Raw genomic sequence first — 17,571 nt, forward strand, 5'->3', positions numbered from 1 at the left:
GGAAAAGCGGTAGCGCTCTCCCGCTACCAGTCCACCGACAGATGGGCCGGTGCCGAATGTTGAAGCGGAGAGAACGGTCCTCCGCCACCACCGCTAACAACACCTAGGCTTCCGAAGCCTCTCGCTGCTACCCACCAGTTGCCGCGGATCGAGCGCCTCACAGACGCCACCGGAAACCAATGCGCCTTGCGACGCTGTAAAAACGAGCGGCACGGGATACAATTGCCGGAGCGAATGCGTCCTCGGGATGGCTCAAATGTCCTCCGTCGATTCTCTCGCCGCGAGATTATTGTCGGCGACATTGATGTTCGATCGGGCGTCGTTGCTGGCGCTCGAGGCTTTGGCCGCCGAATCCGACCGCCTGGTCCTAAGGCGCGGTGAGGTCCTGGTTCGCGAAGGCGATCCATCGGACAGGTTCTTCGTCGTGCTGTCCGGTCGCTTTACGGTACACAAAGGAGATCGGATTGGCTCGGTCGCCGAGATCGCACAGGGCGAACTGGTCGGCGAAATTGGCTTCTTTGCAGGGCTGCCCCGTACGGCCACTGTCCTTGCAGCGCGCGATTCGATCGTCCTTGAAATCAGTCGCAATCATTTCGAGAAGGCGGCCGAGGCTCTGCCGAACCTGAGAGAGGGGGTTACAACATCTCTGGCGCGCCGGTTCGCCACGCAATCTCCGATTTTGTCACGTCAAAACCCTGCCAAGATCCGAACGCTTGCCATCATCGCAGCCGGCGGAAGCCGCATCTCACCGGTTTTCATCGGGCACCTACAGCAAGAGTTCGGTGCGCTCACGCGCGCTCAGTTCGTTTCCCGGCACGACGTCCACGCGAGGTTCGCGGGTCGTCCGATCGACGACCAGCCGGTCCTTAACTGGTTGAACGAACTGGAGGCGCAAGCTGAATTCGTTGTCTACGTCGCCGATGAAGAACCTAATGAATGGACACGAGTCTGCATTCGCCAGGCCGATACCGTCCTGCTTGTAGCGAACGCATCCTCCTCGCCTCGCTTGAACACGTCCGAGGAATTGGCGCTATCGGTTCATCCACCATCGACCGGCCGGCTTGTCCTAATTCACGACAATCGCTCGGCTGCGGTCTCCGGCACCTCTGCGTGGCTCGATGAGCGTCCCCATGTCGGCCAGCATCATCATGTTGCGCTGGAGGACGCGTCTGATATCCAGCGCCTGGTCCGATTTATTTCCTGCAAGGCACGTGGCTTCGTGGCGGCGGGGGGTGGGTCCCTGGGCAGCGCCCATCTGGGCGTCTACAAGGCCTTCGTCGAGGCGGGCGCGCGTTTCGACTATCTCGGCGGGACGAGTTCCGGAGCCGCGATGATGGCCGGCTTCGCAAGAGGGTTGGACGCGGAGCAGATCGACCGCGGCACGCACAACGTATTTGTCAAGAGCAGGGCGTTTCGGCGCCCCACCTTGCCGCGTTTCGCGCTTTTGGATCACAAAGCCTTCGATCGAGCCCTTCGGGAGGAATACGGCGACGTCCTGATCGAAGATCTTTGGCTTCCGTTCTTTGCGCTTTCGACCAATCTGAGCAGCCGTCAGCCCCACGTCCACCGTCGTGGCAAACTCTGGCAAGCCGTTCGGGCATCCGGCTCGCTCCCGGGTGTCCTGCCGCCGTTCTTCACGGCTGACGGCGATATGCTGGTGGACGGCGCCATCATGAACAATTTGCCGCTGGAACAGATGAGGGAACTCAAGACCGGCCCCAATGTCGTCGTGAGCTTTGGGTCCAGTGGACCGCAAAAATACCACGTCGACTATGACCGCATCCCCGGAAGGTCGGAACTGGCGGTCGCCTTGCTGAACCCTTTCGGCCGGGCCCGCCTGCCGCAGGTTCCGAGCATGCTTCAGGTTATTGCCGCGAGCATGCTGGCACACGGGCCGCAGGACATTGCCGTCGGCGACGAGGATGTCTTGGTCTGTCCGCAGGTTTCGAGCACATTCATGGATTGGAGTCGGCATTCCGAGCTGTTTTCGGACGCCCACGACCGCACGGCGCAATGGATCGAGGAACGTCTCCGCCAGAACGACTCAGGCCTCCGGGCGATGCTCGGTAACGCACATACTTAGCGCATCACCACGAGACTTTGCGCCTTCCGTTGCTGCCCTGCATCGCGGTCCCCATTGCCGAACTTACCGGCCCGGCGACTGAGCGATCATGTTGCAGTCGGCTGTGCGATCGGAACGCGTCGTGTAGGCGGCGTGGATCACCTGACCCATGTTCATGGAGATTTCACGCACCAGCTTTAGCCGAACTGCGGTGGCGAACATGGTGGCCTCGGTGACGCCGATCGCAAATGCGTCTGGTCCGCCAATGACGCAGCGTTCGAAATAGGATTGCAGGTAGGAACGGTCGTAGATCGCAAACCCGCCGGCCCAGCCAATGCGGGGCAGTGCGATCGGCAACCCGTTGATCGTCACGCCTTCCGCCAGAAGAACCTGCCGGACGGGATCAAGCGGCGCTCCGGCATTGTTGGGTCCATCGCCGGATACGTCAACAACCCTGCGCGGGCTTCGCAAGCCACTCTTCGCGAACAGATCATGCGCCGCCCACAATGCGCCGGAGATCGACGTTCCGCGACCTTCGGTCAACGGCAGCGCCGCGAGCCTGTCTGCCAGGATCAGGGCGTCCTCGCGGCCTTCAACAATTGTCCACGGCATGATGACTGTTTGCTGGTTTGGCCCTGCCCACTCCAGATAAAGCACTGCAATTCTGCCCCGCTCTCCCGACTTGATGGCGGTCGCGATGTCCGCGTGGCGGAAGGCGCTGACGTAGCCGTCGCGTTGCACTCGTTGCTCAACGTTGCTCATCGAGGGCGAAACGTCCACGGCCAGGATCAATTGCAGATCGACTTCGGCCAGCTGGTCAGCGGGACGGTCGGTCGCGTGAGCCTGCGACGCCATCGCGAAGAACAGCAGGCAGACGGCCGTGAGCCGCAGCACCGGTCTTGCACCCGCACATCGAGCAATCCGCACCAGGTCGTCCATGGCGAGCCTCTCGCTGACATGCAATTGTCGGTCCGAGGCGTCCCGCGCGTCACGAACAGCTTCCGATCATTCGCCGAAATCTGCGCTCCGCGCCCGTCGGATGGTGATGACGCTTCGCAGTCCGTGCTAATATCGAAGCATTGGACTGCGGCCTCCTGCGTGAGGAAACCGGCTTGGATAGCTCGCCGCCCACGACGTTCGTACTCAACGGCATTACCGCCGACGTGAGCAGCGAGACCTTGCGCGACAAGTCCAACAGGACGATCGCACTTCGCCAGCAGACCTTTGCGGTGCTTCGTCACCTTCTGGCGAACGCGGATCGCGTCGTCACCAAAGACGACCTGATGAGGGCGGTCTGGAACGGGATAGCTGTCACCGACGACAGCCTGGTGCAATGCATTCATGAGATCCGTGCGGCGCTCAACGACAGCCGGCAGACCGTCGTGCAGACAGTGCCGAGGCGCGGCTACAGGCTGGTCCTTCCCGCAAATGCCGGACCGAGGATGGCGACCATCCTGGCAGCCGAATTGGCCTCCGAGAGCCGGCCGACAGTCAAGCGGATTTCCGCCGCATCTCTCCGGGAGTACCGGCAGATCATCGATCGGCGGCTGGTCCAACATGCGGGTCGAGCGTTCTGGAACGGCGAAGGGAGCCTGGTCGCCGAGTTTGCCGGCCCTGTCGAAGCGATGCGGTGTGCGAGCGAGATCCAGCATGAGGTCGACAGGCGGGGCTGCGAAGTTCCCGAGACAAAGCGCCTGCGCTTCCGCATCGGCGTCCACCTGGGTTATGTCGTCGCCGAGGGCGACCACCTCGCGGGCGAGGCCGTCGATGTCGCCGCGCATCTGCAAATTCTGTCACGACCGGGTGGGATTTGCGTCACCGAAGCGGTCCACGCCCAGGCGCAAGACCGGCTCTCGCTGGGATTCGTCGATCTCGGCGAGCACAAGCTGAAGAGCGTCGCGCGCGCCTTGCGCATCTACCGCGTACCACTTGCTTCGGAGGAACCGGTCAAGTCGCCATTTCGCGGCCTCGATGCCTTCGAATTCGAAGATGCCGACCTGTTCTTCGGCCGGGCGCGGGCGATTGCTGCCTGCACCGCAAGATTGGAGCAGCAGGCAGCCAGCGGCACGGCATTCCTGCTCATTTACGGGATGAGCGGTTGCGGCAAGTCTTCCCTGCTGCGCGCCGGCCTGATGCCGTCTTTGACGCGGCCTGGGGCCGTGGCGGGCATATCCCTGTGGCGCCGCTGCCTGATCCGCCTCTCAGAAGGGCCGGATGCGTTCGCTGTGCTGGCTGCGGCACTGCTTGGCGAAGCTGCTGTGCCGGAACTGTCTCGCGAAGTAACAGCCGCGGAGCTGGCGCTGCTCTGCAGGAACGCTCCGGATCGGGCGCTGGCGATGATCCGGCAGGCACTTGGCAAGGCCGCCGGATCGGCCCGCTCGCAGATCAGATTGCTGGTTGCCATCGATCAGCTCGAGGAGCTGTTCACCACGCAGAAGCAACCGGCGACGCGCGAGGCCCTTGTGCGGTTCATGGCGGTGCTGGCCGCGAGCGGACTGGTCTGGGTGATCGCGGCGATCCGTTCGGACTTCTTTCACCGCTGCGGCGGGGTGCCGGGCTTCTCGGCGCTCAAGGACGGTCTCGCCAGCTACGAACTCCTGCCGCCGACCGGCCCGGAGATCGCGCAGATCATCCGCGAGCCCGCGGGCGTTGCCGGGCTCCGCTTCGAGCAGAATGCCGAGTTGGGGCGGCTCGATGATGTGCTGCAGGAGGCAGCCGCTGCCGATCCCGGATCATTGCCGCTTCTCGAGTTTGTGCTCGACGCGTTGTACGAGGCCGGTCGCGAGCGCCGGCTCCTCACCTTTGCGCATTATCGCGCGCTCGGCGGGCTCGAAGGCGCAATCGCGCGCCGCGCCGATGAAGTCGTGGATCTGCTGGCGCCCAAGATCCAGGAGGCCTTGCCCGCGGTGCTGGGCGCCCTCACCACGGCAAATCCGGGCGATGAAACGGTGACGGCGCGTCCTGCCCTGCTCACCGAAGTTGCAGGCACTCCCGCGCGATCGGCCCTCGTCAGGGCCCTGATCGACGCACGGCTTCTCGTCAGCGATGAGGACGCCGCAGGCCATGTCGTCGTCCGCGTAGCACATGAAGCACTGCTGAGCCGTTGGCCGCGCGCCGGTGACATTGTGAACGCAAACCGGAACTTCCTCGAGACACGCGACCGCCTCAGGGCCGACGCTCACCGTTGGCACCTGGAGAACAGGAATAGAGAGCTTCTCCTTCCGTCCGGCAAACGTCTCGCCGAGGGCGAAGAGCTGATGCTGTCACGACGGGAGGAGGTCGACGATGCCGTCCTTGAGTACATCGAAGAGTCCTTGCGTGCCCATCGGCACAAGGAGGAGAAAGACCGGCACGCGGAGCTGGCGCTGATCGAGGCCGCGGAAGAGGCAAAACGCGAGCGCCTGGAGCGCGAAGCCGAGCGCCGGAACCTCGCGGCTGCCGCGGCAAACCGGCTTGCCCGACGTACGCGCAATGCCGCGATCGTGGCGATAATGCTCGCTCTCATGGCGGGCGCAGGCGCGCTGGTCGCCTTCAAAGCGCGCGAGGACGCAAGGGGCCAACGCGACCAGGCGATGCGCAATCAGTTCCTTTCGCTCTCGTTTCTTTCGGAGCAGTCCACAGCGGCAGGCAACACCGAGGCTGCGATCCTGTTGGCGCTTGAAGCACTGCCCTCGAAAGACCAATCCGAGCGGCCATATCTCTTCGAGGCGGAAGCAGCGCTCTACAAGGCTCTGCTGGCGCACCACCAGATCAAGATCTTCCGGCCTGGCGCCGGTGTGGCGGATGCGGCATTCAATCCGACCGGCGATCGCATCGTCACCGCATCCTATGACAAGACTGCAGCCGTCTGGGACATCTCCAGCGGCGCCGAAACCGCAGTTCTGAAAGGTCATGAGGAGGCCTTGGAGAGGGCTGAATTCAGCCCGGACGGGAGCCGTATCCTGACGGCTGCGAGGGACAGCACTGCACGTCTCTGGGACGCCGTCTCGGGAGAACAGCTCTTCATCCTGCGGCCGGTAGGCAACTATCCAACGGCAATCTTCAGCCCGGATGGGACCCGGGTGCTGACCACGGGGGAGGACAGCGATGCAATGCTCTGGGACGCTCGGACCGGAAAGAAACTCCTGAGTGTAGACAGCGACGGATATGGGCGTGCTGCTTTCACTTCAGACGGCCGCAGCTTCGCGGCGGCGGGCAAACATCTTGTTTCGATCTGGAATACCGCAGATGGCGTGCTGACGGGGACAATCCGAGGGAACTACTGGCCCTACAGCCTGGCGTTCAGCCCGGACGGAAGCCGGATGCTGGCCGGTCCGTGGGGTTGGCATTCGCACCGCGACACTTCCAGCCTTTTCGATGTGTCGAAAGGAACGGAGATCGCAAAGTTGGCCGGCAGCAAGAGCGATACGCAACTGAACGGCGTGATTTTCAGTCACGGGGGTCAGCGGATCGCCACGATATCCGTCGATGGCACTGCCCGGATTTGGGATGGAGCGTCAGGCACGCTGGATGGCGTGCTCGGCCAGGAGGTTTCGGAATTGAAGTATTCAGACATCGGCACCGATGAACGCGATGAGGAGATGAACGGTGCTTTCAGCCCGGACGACCGCTTCCTGGCGACCGCTTCCGTCAATGGGCCGATCCGCATCTGGGACGTTGACCGCGCCTCGTTGGTGGCGACGATCGCCGGACATGAATCCTTGGTCGAACATCTGGAATTCAGCCCGGTCGACAGCAACATTCTTCTCACTGCTTCACACGATGGGACCGCTCGGCTGTGGGATGTCGACGGCGCCGTGACGACCATGCTTTCTCATGAATACCGGCCGACTTTCGCCGTCTTCAGTCCCGACAACGTCCACCTGCTGACCGGTGGCGGCGACAGCGCTGCGCATCTATGGGATGTTACGAGCGGGCGCGAAATAGTCCGGCTCGATACACATGAGATGGTTCAAAGCGCGACGTTCAGTCCGGATGGCAGGCGTGTCGCGACGGCATCTCTTGGGGGGCAGGTCCGTGTTTGGGATGTGGCCAGGGGATACGAGACCGGTCAGTTCCGATCGGATGGCGGCCTGATCCAGATCCAGTTTGGTCGCGATGGCAAATCGCTTCTATCCGCATCGATCCACGGTACCGCGCAACTGTGGGACGCGACGACCGGTACCGAGCTGGCCGTCATCAATACAAGCAGCAATCTGCCGCAGGCCATTCTCAGCCCTGACGGAAATCTGATCCTTGCGGCCCGGGAAGACAATGCGGGCCACATCCTCAAGCCGGACGGAGCTGAGCTCAGGGCACTTGTGGGGCATCAGGATCGCGTCACGGCAGCGGCCTTCAGCCCGGACGGTCAAATGGTCGCCACGGGCTCACGCGACCACACGGCCCGAATTTGGTCAACCACCGACGGAGCGACCGTCGGAACGCTGGAGGGACATACCGGTGCGGTTACGGCGGTCGCCTTCAGCCCCGACGGTCAGTCGCTGCTGACCGCCTCGCGCGATGGAACCGTGCGGATCTGGAGCGTCGCCGGCGGTCTGGAAAGGGCCGTTCTCAGGGGCCACAGCGGCGCGGTGAACAGCGCTGAGTTCAGTCCGAATGGCTTGTACATCGTGACCGCGTCGACCGAAGATCGAACGGTCCGGTTATGGGCGACGCAATCGGGGCGCCAGCTTGCAGTCCTTGGCAGCCAGGACGAAGCAAGCGTTCGACTCGGCCTTACACGCGCAGCTTTCAGCGCCGACGGCACTCATGTCGCAATTGTTTCCGGCAAAGAAAGTATCCGCATCGTTCGCGTCTTCAAGACACCCAGGGACCTCATCGACTTCGCGCGGCGCACCGTGCCCCGCGAGCTCACCGCTTGCGAGCGGCGAAGCTTCTTCCTGCCTGCGGACCCTGCAACCGGCACCTGTCCGGGCTGATGTCGGCAACGGGCCAGATGTTGCCGCTTGAGTCGAGAGTAGCTGCCTACAGATTGCCGATGCAGAGATATTTGATTTCCAGATAGTCGTCCGCGCCGTGGCGGGAGCCCTCGCGGCCGAGGCCGGACTGCTTGATGCCGCCGAACGGCGCCGCTTCGCTGGATATCAGGCCGGTGTTGATCCCGACCATGCCGTATTCCAGCGCCTCGGCCACCCGCCAGACCTTCTTCAGGTCGCCGGCGAAGAAATACGCCGCAAGTCCGAATTCGGTGTCGTTCGCCTGCGCGATCACGTCCTCGACGGTGTCGAAACGGAAGAGCGGCGCGACCGGGCCGAAGGTCTCCTCGCGCGCCACCTGCATGCCGCTTGTGACGCCCGTCAGCACCGTCGGCGAGAAGAATGTGCCGGCGCCTTTGATGCGCTTGCCGCCGGTCAGCACCTTGGCACCCTTCGATACCGCGTCCTCGACATGGCTCTCGACCTTCGCCAGGCCCTTGTCGTCGATCAGCGGGCCGACCATCACGCCTGCCTCGAAGCCGTCGCCGACCGGCATCGCCGCCACCTTTGCCGCGAGCCTGGCGGCGAAGGCGTCATAGACGCCGGACTGGACGTAGAGGCGGTTGGCGCAGACGCAGGTCTGGCCGGCATTGCGGTACTTGGAGGCGAGCGCGCCTTCGACCGCAGCGTCGAGATCGGCGTCGTCGAAGACGATGAACGGCGCGTTGCCGCCGAGCTCGAGGCTGACCTTCTTGATCTGGTCGGCGCACTGGCGCATCAGGATGCGGCCGACCTCGGTCGAGCCGGTGAAGCTGATCTTGCGCACCTTGTCGTTACCGCACAATTCCTTGCCGATGGCCGGACCGTCTTCGCCGACGATGATGTTGAAGACGCCCGCCGGCACGCCGGCCTGCTCGGCAAGGACGGCCAGCGCCAGCGCCGAAAGCGGCGTCTGCTCGGCGGGCTTCGAGACGACCGTGCAGCCGACGGCGAGCGCCGGCGCGACCTTGCGGGCGATCATCGCGGCGGGAAAGTTCCACGGCGTGATCGTGCCGACGACGCCGACAGGCTGCTTGATGACCATCATGCGCTTGTCGTTCGACGGCGCCGGGATCGTCTCGCCATAGATGCGCTTGGCCTCCTCGGCATACCACTCGACGTAGGCGGCGGCGTAGAGGATCTCGCCGCGCGCCTCGGCGAAGGGCTTGCCCATTTCGGCGGTCAGGATGGCCGCCAGTTCATCGGCGTTGGCGACCATCAGATCGTGCCATTTGCGCAAGATCGCGGCGCGCTCCTTGGCGGGGCGCGCCGCCCAGGCCGGCTGCGCGGCATGGGCGGCGGTGATCGCATCCCGCGTCTCGGTGGCACCCATGTCGGGCAGCGACGCCAGCACCTCGCCGGTTGCCGGGTTCAGCACGTCGAAGGTCCGGGTCGCGCCGCCCGCGGTCCAGACGCCGTCGATGTAGCCGGTGTCGCGCAGGAAGCGCGACGAGAAGGAAACATGCTTGGTCAACGCGGTCGTGAAGGCCATGTGATCTGCTCCGGAAAATGGACGGGGGCTCCGGCTAGTTGCCGGCGCTTGCTTCGAGGATCGCGCTCTCCAGAATGTCGAGCGCCTCGCCGAAGACGCTGTCCTGGATGGTGATCGGGGCGAGGAAGCGGATGACGTTGCCATGCACGCCGCAGGTCAGCAGGATCAGGCCCTTATCGAGCGCGATCAGCCGCACCTTGTTGGCGAACTCGGCGCTCGGCAGCTTCGTCGTCCTGTCGTTGAACTCGACCGCGTTCATGAAGCCCGGACCGCGGATATCGACGATCTGCGGCGCCTTCTCGCGCAGCGATTCCAGGCGCTGCTTGAGCCGGTTGCCGAGCTGGTTGGCGCGGCCGCAGAGATCCTCGTCCTCGATGACGTCGAGCACGGCATGGGCGGCCGCGACGCCGATCGGGCTGCCGCCATAGGTGCCGCCGAGCCCGCCCGGTCCCGGCGCGTCCATGATTTCCGCTCGGCCGGTTACGGCGGCAAGCGGAAAGCCGCCGGCGAGGCTCTTGGCCATGGTCACCAGGTCGGGCGCCACGGCATGATGATCCATCGCAAACATCTTGCCGGTGCGGGCAAAGCCAGTCTGCACCTCATCGGCAATCAGCAGGATGCCGTGCTGGTCGCACAGTTCGCGCAGCGCTTTCATCAGCGACGCCGGAGCCGGATAGAAGCCGCCCTCGCCCTGCACCGGCTCGATGATGATCGCGGCGACGCGCTGCGGATCGACATCGGCGGCAAACAGTTTCTTCAGCGCCGCCAGCGACTGGTCGGGGGTCACGCCATGGAGATCGATCGGAAACGGCACGTGGAAGACATCGCCCGGCATCGCGCCGAAGCCGACCTTGTAGGGCACGACCTTGCCGGTCAGCGCCATGCCCATGAAGGTGCGGCCATGGAAGCCACCACCGAAGGCGATGACGGCGGAGCGGCCGGTCGCGGCGCGAGCGATCTTGACAGCGTTCTCGACAGCTTCGGCGCCGGTCGTGACGAAGATCGTCTTCTTGGCGAAATCGCCCGGCGTCAGCGCGTTGAGCCGCTCGGCCAGGCGCACATAGCTTTCATAGGGAACGACCTGGTGGCAGGTGTGGGTGAAATGATCGAGCTGATCCTTCACCGCCGCGATCACGCGCGGATGGCGATGGCCGGTGTTGAGCACGGCGATGCCCGCGGCGAAATCGATGTAGCGGCGGCCCTCCTTGTCCCAGATTTCAGCGTTCTCGGCACGCTCGGCATAGATCTGCGTGGTCATGCCGACGCCGCGGGAAATCGCTGCATTCTTGCGGTCAGTGAGGGTGGTCGCGGCCATCATGCGCTCCTGCGCTCTGGGGAGGGATTTTGATATCTTGCATAATTTCTGCAAGCCATATACAAACTTCCTACATTTTTTCTGCAAGAATGCAAGCGGTGTTTTCGGCTTCAAACCGCCGCCGTTTTCGGCGATGGTCCTGAACAGGGCTGAGAGACAAACCAACCGGGAACATTCGGCTCATGAGCAATGCCACGCCGGTACGCTACAAGGTGGCGGAGGCGGCGAAATCGGCCGGCGTCTCTGCCTCGACGCTGCGCCTCTGGGAAAGCCAGGGGCTCGTGGTGCCGGGACGGTCGGAGACCGGCCACCGGCAATACAGCGCCGAGGATGTGGCGCGGCTGCAGAAGATCGCCTGGTATCGGACCGAGCGCGGCCTCAACCCGGCGGCCATCCGCGAGGCGCTGGAAAGCGAGGCCCCGTCCGACAGTCCCGACGCCACGGATGCGTCCGACCTCGGCCGCAGGCTGCGCAGCCTTCGCCACGGCGCCGGCAAGACGCTGGACCAGATTGCCGCCGATATCGGCATTGCCGCCTCCACCCTCTCCACGCTGGAGCGGACATCCCAGGGCGTCAGCTTCAAGACCCTGCACGACCTGGCGCAGTATTACGGCACCACCGTTTCACGCCTTTCCGGCGAGGAGCGGGACGACGTGCCGGCGCTCGTGCGCGCCGGCGCCTGGCGCACATGGCCGGAAACCACGCCGGGCGTGACGGTGCAGCTTCTCGCCGAGGGCCGCACGATGATGGACTGCCACCGTTTCGTCCTGGCGCCGGGGGCCGCCAGCGAAGGCGCCTACCGCCACGAAGGCGAGGAATTCATGCACGTGCTGTCCGGACGCCTGGAACTGGTGCTCGATGCCGACCAGTTCTTCGATCTCGGCCCGGGCGATTCCTTGTATTTCGAGAGCCGCCGCTACCACTCCTGGCGCAATCGCCACGACGGCGAAACCGTCCTGCTCTGGATCAACACCCCGCCGACCTTCTGACCGTGACGGGTCGTCCCATCGGCCGCCCGGAGTCCTGAAAAACGGCAGGACTTGGGGCACCGCCACCTCACCCCGGAGATCGACCCGGCGGCGAGTTTTTGCCCACTCACACCACCTCGATACACGCATTGGATGAAACAAAGAATCCGGTCGTTGCAGATAGTTTTAGTAAAAATTGACGAGTTAACTAACGATTAACGAATTGCTTAACTTTCTGCGGGTTTTACCTAGAATATTAGAAGGTGGAATACTTCTCGAATGCGCAGGGCAATGGAACAGTCACAGGGAGATTTTGAGGGGTCTGCGTCCGGTGCGGGTGGGGCGGCCGCCGCGCGGCGGGAAGCAGCATCCCTTCCGGAAGGCCTTTCGACCTTTCCGACCGTTTTGATCGGCGGGCTGCCGATCACTGTGATCGACAGGCAGGACGCGGCCCATCTGATGGTCGCGGCGGCGCGGGGACACCTTTCCGGCAGCCGCCCCTATTATTTCACCTCTGCCAATGGGGACGTCATCGCCCAGACGCGCGTCAATGCGGAAACCGCCGGACTCTTTCGCGAAGCCGACCAGATCTTCGCCGACGGTCAGCCGCTTGTTTTCGCCTCGCGCCTGTTGTGCAGGGTGCAATTGCCGGAACGCGTCGCCACGACCGACCTTTTTCACGATGTGGCCAGGCTCGCCGAGCGCGAGGGCACTACATTCTACCTGCTCGGCTCGACGGAGGCCGAGAACCGCAGCGCCGTCGCCGGAATGAGGGCCAGATATCCCGGCCTGCGCATCGTCGGCAATTGCCACGGCTACCTCGCCGGCGAAGCGCTTGAGAAGAAGCTCGACGAGATCAACGCGCTTGCGCCCGACATATTGTGGCTCGGCCTCGGCGTTCCGCGCGAGCAGATCTTCGTGCGCGACTTTGCCTCGCGGCTTTCGAATGTCGGCGTCATCAAGACGTCGGGCGGGCTTTTCGACCATCTTGCCGGCAAAGTGCGGCGGGCGCCGCTCTGGGTGCAGAAGGCCGGCTTCGAATGGCTGTGGCGCGTACTGATGGAGCCGCGCCGGCTTTTCTGGCGCTATTTCACAACCAGCCCCCAGGCCATCTACGCCATCTTGAGGTATTCCAAATGACCGCCGATCAGTCCCGCCCTCCGCTGCCGGCGGGCATCGATACGGAGATCGTCATCGTCGGCGGCGGGCTGTCCGGCACGCTTGCGGCCAACGTGCTCGGCCGCGCCGGCTATCAGGTCACGCTGATCGATCGCTATGCCGTCTTCCCCCGGGAATTCCGCGTCGAGAAGATCGCCGGCGACCAGATCGAAAAGTTGCGCCGGATCGGCTTGCTCGACAGGCTCGCCGGCGCGGCCGTCGCATTCGATGAGATCGTCAACATCCGCAAGGGGCGCCTTCTCGACCGCACGCACGCGCGCCACTACGGCATCTTCTACGACGATCTTGTCAACGCCATGCGGGCGGCACTGCCCGACAACGTCCGCTTCATCGCCGGCCGGGTCAACGCTCTGGAGGCAGGCGCCGAGCGCCAGCGCGTGTCGATCCTGGGACAGGGCGACGTCACCGCCAGGCTGCTCGTGCTGGCCACCGGTATGGGCGACATCCTGAAGCGCGACCTCGGCATCGAACGCAGGTTCGTCCACCAGCGGCAGTCGCTGACCTTCGGCTTCAACCTTCGCCCGGCGGGAGCGGGCGCCTTCAGGCATTCCGCGCTCACCTACTATGGCGAGCGGACCTCGGACGGCATCGACTATCTCAACCTGTTCCCGGCCGCCGACGTCACGCGCGCCAATCTGTTTGTCTTCAGGGATCATCGCGACCCCTGGGTGAAGGCGCTGCGCGAACAGCCGAAGGAAACGCTGATCGACACGCTGCCGGGGCTGGTCAAGGCATTCGGCGATTTCGAGGTGATGGATAAGGTCGAGAGTTGGCTGACCGACATCACCGTCGCCGAGAATTGCGTGAAGGACGGCGTCGTCCTGATCGGCGATGCCTATCAGACATCCTGTCCGGCCGCGGGAACGGGCGTCAGCCGTCTGCTCACCGACGTCGAGCGCCTGTGCAAGGCGCATGTGCCGCAATGGCTGGCCTCCCCCGGCATGGCGGCCGCGAAAATCGCGGCCTTCTACGGCGATCCCGCGAAGCTGGCGATGGATGCGCACGGATTGCAACTGGCGGATTTCCGCCGCCGCCTGACCATCGAGAACGATCTGCGCTGGCGCGCGCGCCGGCATCTCCACTTCAGCCGCCGCCGCATCATGCATGGGATCAACAGGCTGAGCCCCGGTTTCGCCGCAAGGCTGCGCGGCCTCAAGAGGCCGAGGCTCGAAGCAGCGACCTAGAGCGGGCTGATCTCCACACCGGATGCCGCTCCAACATCCATCTCGCTTGTACCGATGGTCGACCAGGCGCCACGCGCTTCAGGTTTTTCGAACCTCGGGACTGAACTCCTCGTCCACGGGAACCGGCGCCGCGATCACGCGATCGGGCGCGGCCTTCTTGCCGTGCAGCACGCGCCGCGCCAGCGCCTTCGCCGCCGGCAGTTTCTCCACCGTCAGATGCGCCGCGTAGCCGAGCGGGCTTCCCGCCCGAAAGATCTGCCACATCGGCGACGGGCGGCCGCCAAAGATGCGCTTGTAGGGCTCGTCGCCGATGGTGAAGTCGAGGGAGTGGTCGCCGCGCTCGATGCAATCGCGCGCGATCTGTTCGAACAGCAGGCTGCCGATCGACTGCTTCCTGTAGCCGGCTTCGTCGAAGCCGCCGAGGATGACGAGAAGCGAGCCATTATGCGCAAGCCCAAGCGCGCCGGCGATCGCCCTGTCGTTCATCCAGAATGTGTAGGTGCGCGCGAAACCGCCACATCCTTCCGCCGCCACGGCAAGATAGAAGTCGAAATAGGACGGCTGCTGCAGCAGGTCGGCGGGGCCGTTGCTGCCGTCGAAGCGCTTGCCGCGATAGACCTTGAGCGCGTCGAATGTGGTCCGGATGGTGTCGATGGTCTCGGCGCACTTGAAACGCGCCTCCCCCAACCGGCCGAGCTGCCGGGATTTCTTGTCGAGTTCCTTGCGGTAGGACTGGTCGAGCTGATGCTCGCGCCAGGCGGAAAATGTCGGCTCCAGCTTGCTGGAATAGGCGCTCATGCCCATGCTTTCGCGCTTCTCAATGCCGAACAAGCGCTCCATGGCGAGCGAGCGATCCGCCAGCTTGCCGATGCGCAGCAGATCATAGGGCCGCAGGAGCCTGCGGATCGAGGCGACGACGCGGCTGTCCGCCAGGATGCGCGACAAGGTCTCCTCGTCGGTGACCGGCGACACATAGTCGGAAACGCGCATGTCGGCGAATTCCACGACTTTAAGCAGCGTATACCGGCGCCTGACCAGCGGCAGGACCATGGCGAGCTTGCCGCCCTGCCGGCTGCGCACCACGATGATCAGCGGTGTGGCGGAGCTTTGCCGGACGATCCGCTCATAGAGCTGCGCCAACCATATCGGGTGCTGAAAAGCTGTCGCCGCCGAGCTGGCGAACAGCTCGGCATATTCCGTCGAGCGGAAGTCGAAGGAATCCTCGGCAGTGACTTCAAACATATGTATCCGAACCGGCAGACTGCGGCCCGATCTATCGACGACGTCTTGCGTTCCGCGTCAAGGCAAATCGCAGGAAAGTTAGAAACTTGGTATATGCAAGAGTTGGGACGCCGGTCGCAAATCTGTCATGCATTCGGCGCTCGGCAGGATCGGGCCGAGGCAGTCGAGATTTATTTTTCCGCAAATCACGCATCCGGATTTCAAGTGTAACCGCAAGGTAAGCTTTTTCAGCCAAGTGATTTCTTTTCGAGTGTCTGCGGCCCGAGCACCAATACAACCGCGAACGGGAATGACATGGTCTCGATCGACGTGATTGTTCCGCAAATTGCCCCTCGCCGATGGCAAGAGCTCGTCATCGAGCGGCTTCGGGCCGACGGTCATGACGTGGCCGTGCTGCATCAGGCCGAAGCCGCCGCCTTGCCCGCTGCGGCAAAGCTCGCCTTTGCCTTCGAGCAGCGCCTGTTTCGACGGAAAGGGCCCGGCCTCGGCGCTCCGCTGGACAGGATCGAGGCACGATCCGGCGGCCGGCCCGCAGCGTTGCGACTGGACCTCGCCGGCAACGCGGCGCCGTCGGATGTCCCGACGATTGGCCTGCTGTTTGACGGGTCGGCCTCCGACCTCTCGCCGGCGACGGCGGTCGCGGCCGGTAGGTTGCCGGTCATCGAGGCCGTCCTCGACGGCAAGATGGTGGTGGGCCGGGCTCGGCCGATGGTGGACAAGCGGGAATCGGCGGCGCTGGGCACCGAGGATGTGCTGGCCCGCGCCGTCACGCTGGTCGTCTCGATCGCCCGTGCCTTCGCTGAAAGCGGATCGTTCCGGAACGAAGGAACGCCTGACGCCTGGGGCCGAAAGGGCGCGACGGCGTTTGGCTTCGCCACCGCCTATCTGTCCTCCGCGCTGCCGCGGCTCGGCAGGGAGGCCATAAGGCGCGTCGGTTATCGCCATGCGCATTGGCGCGTCGGCTACCGCTTCACCGATGCGCCCGGCGTGGCGGACACAGGCTGGCTCGGAACCGGCTGGTCGGTCCTGCCGGATCCGGGCGACCATTTCTACGCCGACCCTTTTCCGTTCGAGTGGCAAGGGCAGTCATTCCTGTTCGTCGAGGATTACCCTCATGCGACCGGCAAGGCCGTCATCTCCGTCGTGCCGTTCGATGCGAGCGGCACACCCGAAACGCCGAGGGTCGTGCTGGAGGAGCCGCACCACCTCTCCTACCCGCAGGTCTTCGAGCGTGACGGCGCGGTCTGGATGCTTCCCGAGGCCAGCGCCGGCGGCAGGCTCACCCTTTATCGCGCCACGGGCTTCCCGGACCGCTGGACCGCCGAGACGGTGCTGGTCGAAGGCGAGATCTCCGACGCGACGCTGCTCGAGCATGGCGGGCAACTTTGGCTGTTCGCGACCGATCGCGACGGTTACGGCAGCACGTCCGACACGCTGGTGGTTTTCAGCGCTCCGGCGCTCTCCGGCCCGTGGACCCCGCATCCCATTAACCCTGTCCTGATCGACCTTCGTATGGCACGCCCAGGCGGAGCTTTCGTTCGCAACCGGGAGGGCCGTATCCTGCTTCCGGTTCAGGACGGAACGCTCGGCTACGGCGGCGGGCTTGGCCTGTCGGAATTGCTGGACCTCGACCGGCGGACGGTGCGGCTTTCGCAGCCTCGGCCGATAGACTCGGAAGGCGATTGGCCATACCCGAAGATCCACACCCTCAACCGCGCGGGCCGGCTGGAAGTGATCGACGGGATCGCGGCGGTGCGAAAGCGTTCAGGGAAGCAGTAGCGCCTCGTAGCCCGCGCACATCCTCGCCGGCGAGTACTTGTCCCTCAGCCGCCGTCCCGCCGCGGAGAGCCTGGCCATCAGTTCCGGCCTGGCGAGCATCTCCGCAAGGCCCCCGGCCATGCCATCGGCATCGGCCTTGACGAAGATCGCCGCCGCTTCGCCGTCCTCGGCCGTCAGCACCTCGCGCATCACTTCAAGGTCGTTCGATACCACCGGCAGGCCGGAAATCGCCGCTTCGACGCAGGCAAGGCCAAAGGTCTCGGTCGTCGATGGAAACGCATAGGCATCGCCCGCCGCGAGGAATTCGAAAATGCGCGCCGTGGGAACCTCGCCTACCAGATGCAGCCGGTCCGCCAGGCCCCTGCTTCCGGCAAAGTCGACTAGCGCGTCCCGCTC

11 protein-coding genes are annotated in these 17,571 nt (G+C 64.3%); 6 read left to right on the plus strand and 5 right to left on the minus strand.

The features are described from left to right. Positions 1–256 precede the first annotated feature (256 nt). Positions 257–2,083 (plus strand): patatin-like phospholipase family protein, encoded by a 1,827-nt coding sequence (locus EN780_RS04485; protein ID WP_189556378.1) that lies wholly within the window; start codon positions 257–259, stop codon positions 2,081–2,083. A gap of 63 nt (positions 2,084–2,146) precedes the next feature. Here EN780_RS04485 and EN780_RS04490 read toward each other — a convergent pair whose 3' ends face one another. Further along, positions 2,147–3,001: a DUF1194 domain-containing protein gene (locus EN780_RS04490; RefSeq protein ID WP_128272347.1), complete on the minus strand. Its 855-nt coding sequence runs from the start codon at positions 2,999–3,001 to the stop codon at positions 2,147–2,149. A gap of 173 nt (positions 3,002–3,174) precedes the next feature. On the opposite strand from EN780_RS04490, the gene EN780_RS04495 reads away from it, so the two are divergent. Further along, positions 3,175–7,980, plus strand: a complete 4,806-nt coding sequence (locus EN780_RS04495) for a winged helix-turn-helix domain-containing protein (protein ID WP_128272348.1) — start codon at positions 3,175–3,177, stop codon at positions 7,978–7,980. A gap of 46 nt (positions 7,981–8,026) precedes the next feature. Here the strand turns inward: EN780_RS04495 and EN780_RS04500 are convergent, their stop codons facing one another. Further along, positions 8,027–9,508 carry an NAD-dependent succinate-semialdehyde dehydrogenase gene (locus EN780_RS04500; RefSeq protein WP_128272350.1) on the minus strand — a complete coding sequence of 494 codons (1,482 nt, stop codon included), beginning with the start codon at positions 9,506–9,508 and terminating at the stop codon, positions 8,027–8,029. Between the two features lie 34 nt (positions 9,509–9,542). Further along, on the minus strand, positions 9,543–10,823 hold the full coding sequence (locus tag EN780_RS04505; RefSeq protein WP_128272352.1) for a 4-aminobutyrate--2-oxoglutarate transaminase: 1,281 nt from the start codon (positions 10,821–10,823) through the stop codon (positions 9,543–9,545). Positions 10,824–11,005: 182 nt separating this feature from the next. Between EN780_RS04505 and EN780_RS04510 the strand changes: the two genes are divergently transcribed. The 3 genes from EN780_RS04510 (at position 11,006) to EN780_RS04520 (ending at position 14,154) form a co-directional block, all read left to right on the plus strand. Beyond that, positions 11,006–11,812 (plus strand): MerR family transcriptional regulator, encoded by an 807-nt coding sequence (locus EN780_RS04510; protein ID WP_127308869.1) that lies wholly within the window; start codon positions 11,006–11,008, stop codon positions 11,810–11,812. A 408-nt stretch (positions 11,813–12,220) separates the two neighbouring features. After that, positions 12,221–12,931 (plus strand): WecB/TagA/CpsF family glycosyltransferase, encoded by a 711-nt coding sequence (locus tag EN780_RS04515; RefSeq protein WP_245499872.1) that lies wholly within the window; start codon positions 12,221–12,223, stop codon positions 12,929–12,931. Next, complete coding sequence (locus tag EN780_RS04520; RefSeq protein WP_128272356.1) at positions 12,928–14,154, plus strand: NAD(P)/FAD-dependent oxidoreductase; 1,227 nt, start codon at positions 12,928–12,930, stop codon at positions 14,152–14,154. The genes EN780_RS04515 and EN780_RS04520 overlap by 4 nt, the downstream gene beginning before the upstream one ends. Positions 14,155–14,232: 78 nt before the next feature. Here EN780_RS04520 and EN780_RS04525 read toward each other — a convergent pair whose 3' ends face one another. Next, positions 14,233–15,396, minus strand: a complete 1,164-nt coding sequence (locus EN780_RS04525) for a GNAT family N-acetyltransferase (protein WP_245499873.1) — start codon at positions 15,394–15,396, stop codon at positions 14,233–14,235. A gap of 294 nt (positions 15,397–15,690) precedes the next feature. On the opposite strand from EN780_RS04525, the gene EN780_RS04530 reads away from it, so the two are divergent. Next, positions 15,691–17,175 (plus strand): hypothetical protein, encoded by a 1,485-nt coding sequence (locus EN780_RS04530; RefSeq protein ID WP_128272357.1) that lies wholly within the window; start codon positions 15,691–15,693, stop codon positions 17,173–17,175. Here the strand turns inward: EN780_RS04530 and EN780_RS04535 are convergent. Then, the coding region (locus tag EN780_RS04535) for a glycosyltransferase family 4 protein (protein ID WP_128272359.1) at positions 17,161–17,571 on the minus strand (411 nt) is incomplete at its 5' end. The two genes, EN780_RS04530 and EN780_RS04535, sit on opposite strands and share 15 nt — an antisense overlap.

Source organism: Mesorhizobium sp. M4B.F.Ca.ET.089.01.1.1 (genome assembly GCF_004022605.1).
GTDB lineage: Bacteria > Pseudomonadota > Alphaproteobacteria > Rhizobiales > Rhizobiaceae > Mesorhizobium > Mesorhizobium abyssinicae.

Coding starts and splice junctions, on each gene's coding strand:
- EN780_RS04485 (WP_189556378.1), top strand. CDS start 257: ATGTCCTCCGTCGATTCTCTCGCCGCGAGATTATTGTCGGCGACATTG.
- EN780_RS04490 (WP_128272347.1), bottom strand. CDS start 3,001: ATGGACGACCTGGTGCGGATTGCTCGATGTGCGGGTGCAAGACCGGTG.
- EN780_RS04500 (WP_128272350.1), bottom strand. CDS start 9,508: ATGGCCTTCACGACCGCGTTGACCAAGCATGTTTCCTTCTCGTCGCGC.
- EN780_RS04505 (WP_128272352.1), bottom strand. CDS start 10,823: ATGGCCGCGACCACCCTCACTGACCGCAAGAATGCAGCGATTTCCCGC.
- EN780_RS04510 (WP_127308869.1), top strand. CDS start 11,006: ATGAGCAATGCCACGCCGGTACGCTACAAGGTGGCGGAGGCGGCGAAA.
- EN780_RS04520 (WP_128272356.1), top strand. CDS start 12,928: ATGACCGCCGATCAGTCCCGCCCTCCGCTGCCGGCGGGCATCGATACG.
- EN780_RS04525 (WP_245499873.1), bottom strand. CDS start 15,396: ATGTTTGAAGTCACTGCCGAGGATTCCTTCGACTTCCGCTCGACGGAA.
- EN780_RS04530 (WP_128272357.1), top strand. CDS start 15,691: ATGGTCTCGATCGACGTGATTGTTCCGCAAATTGCCCCTCGCCGATGG.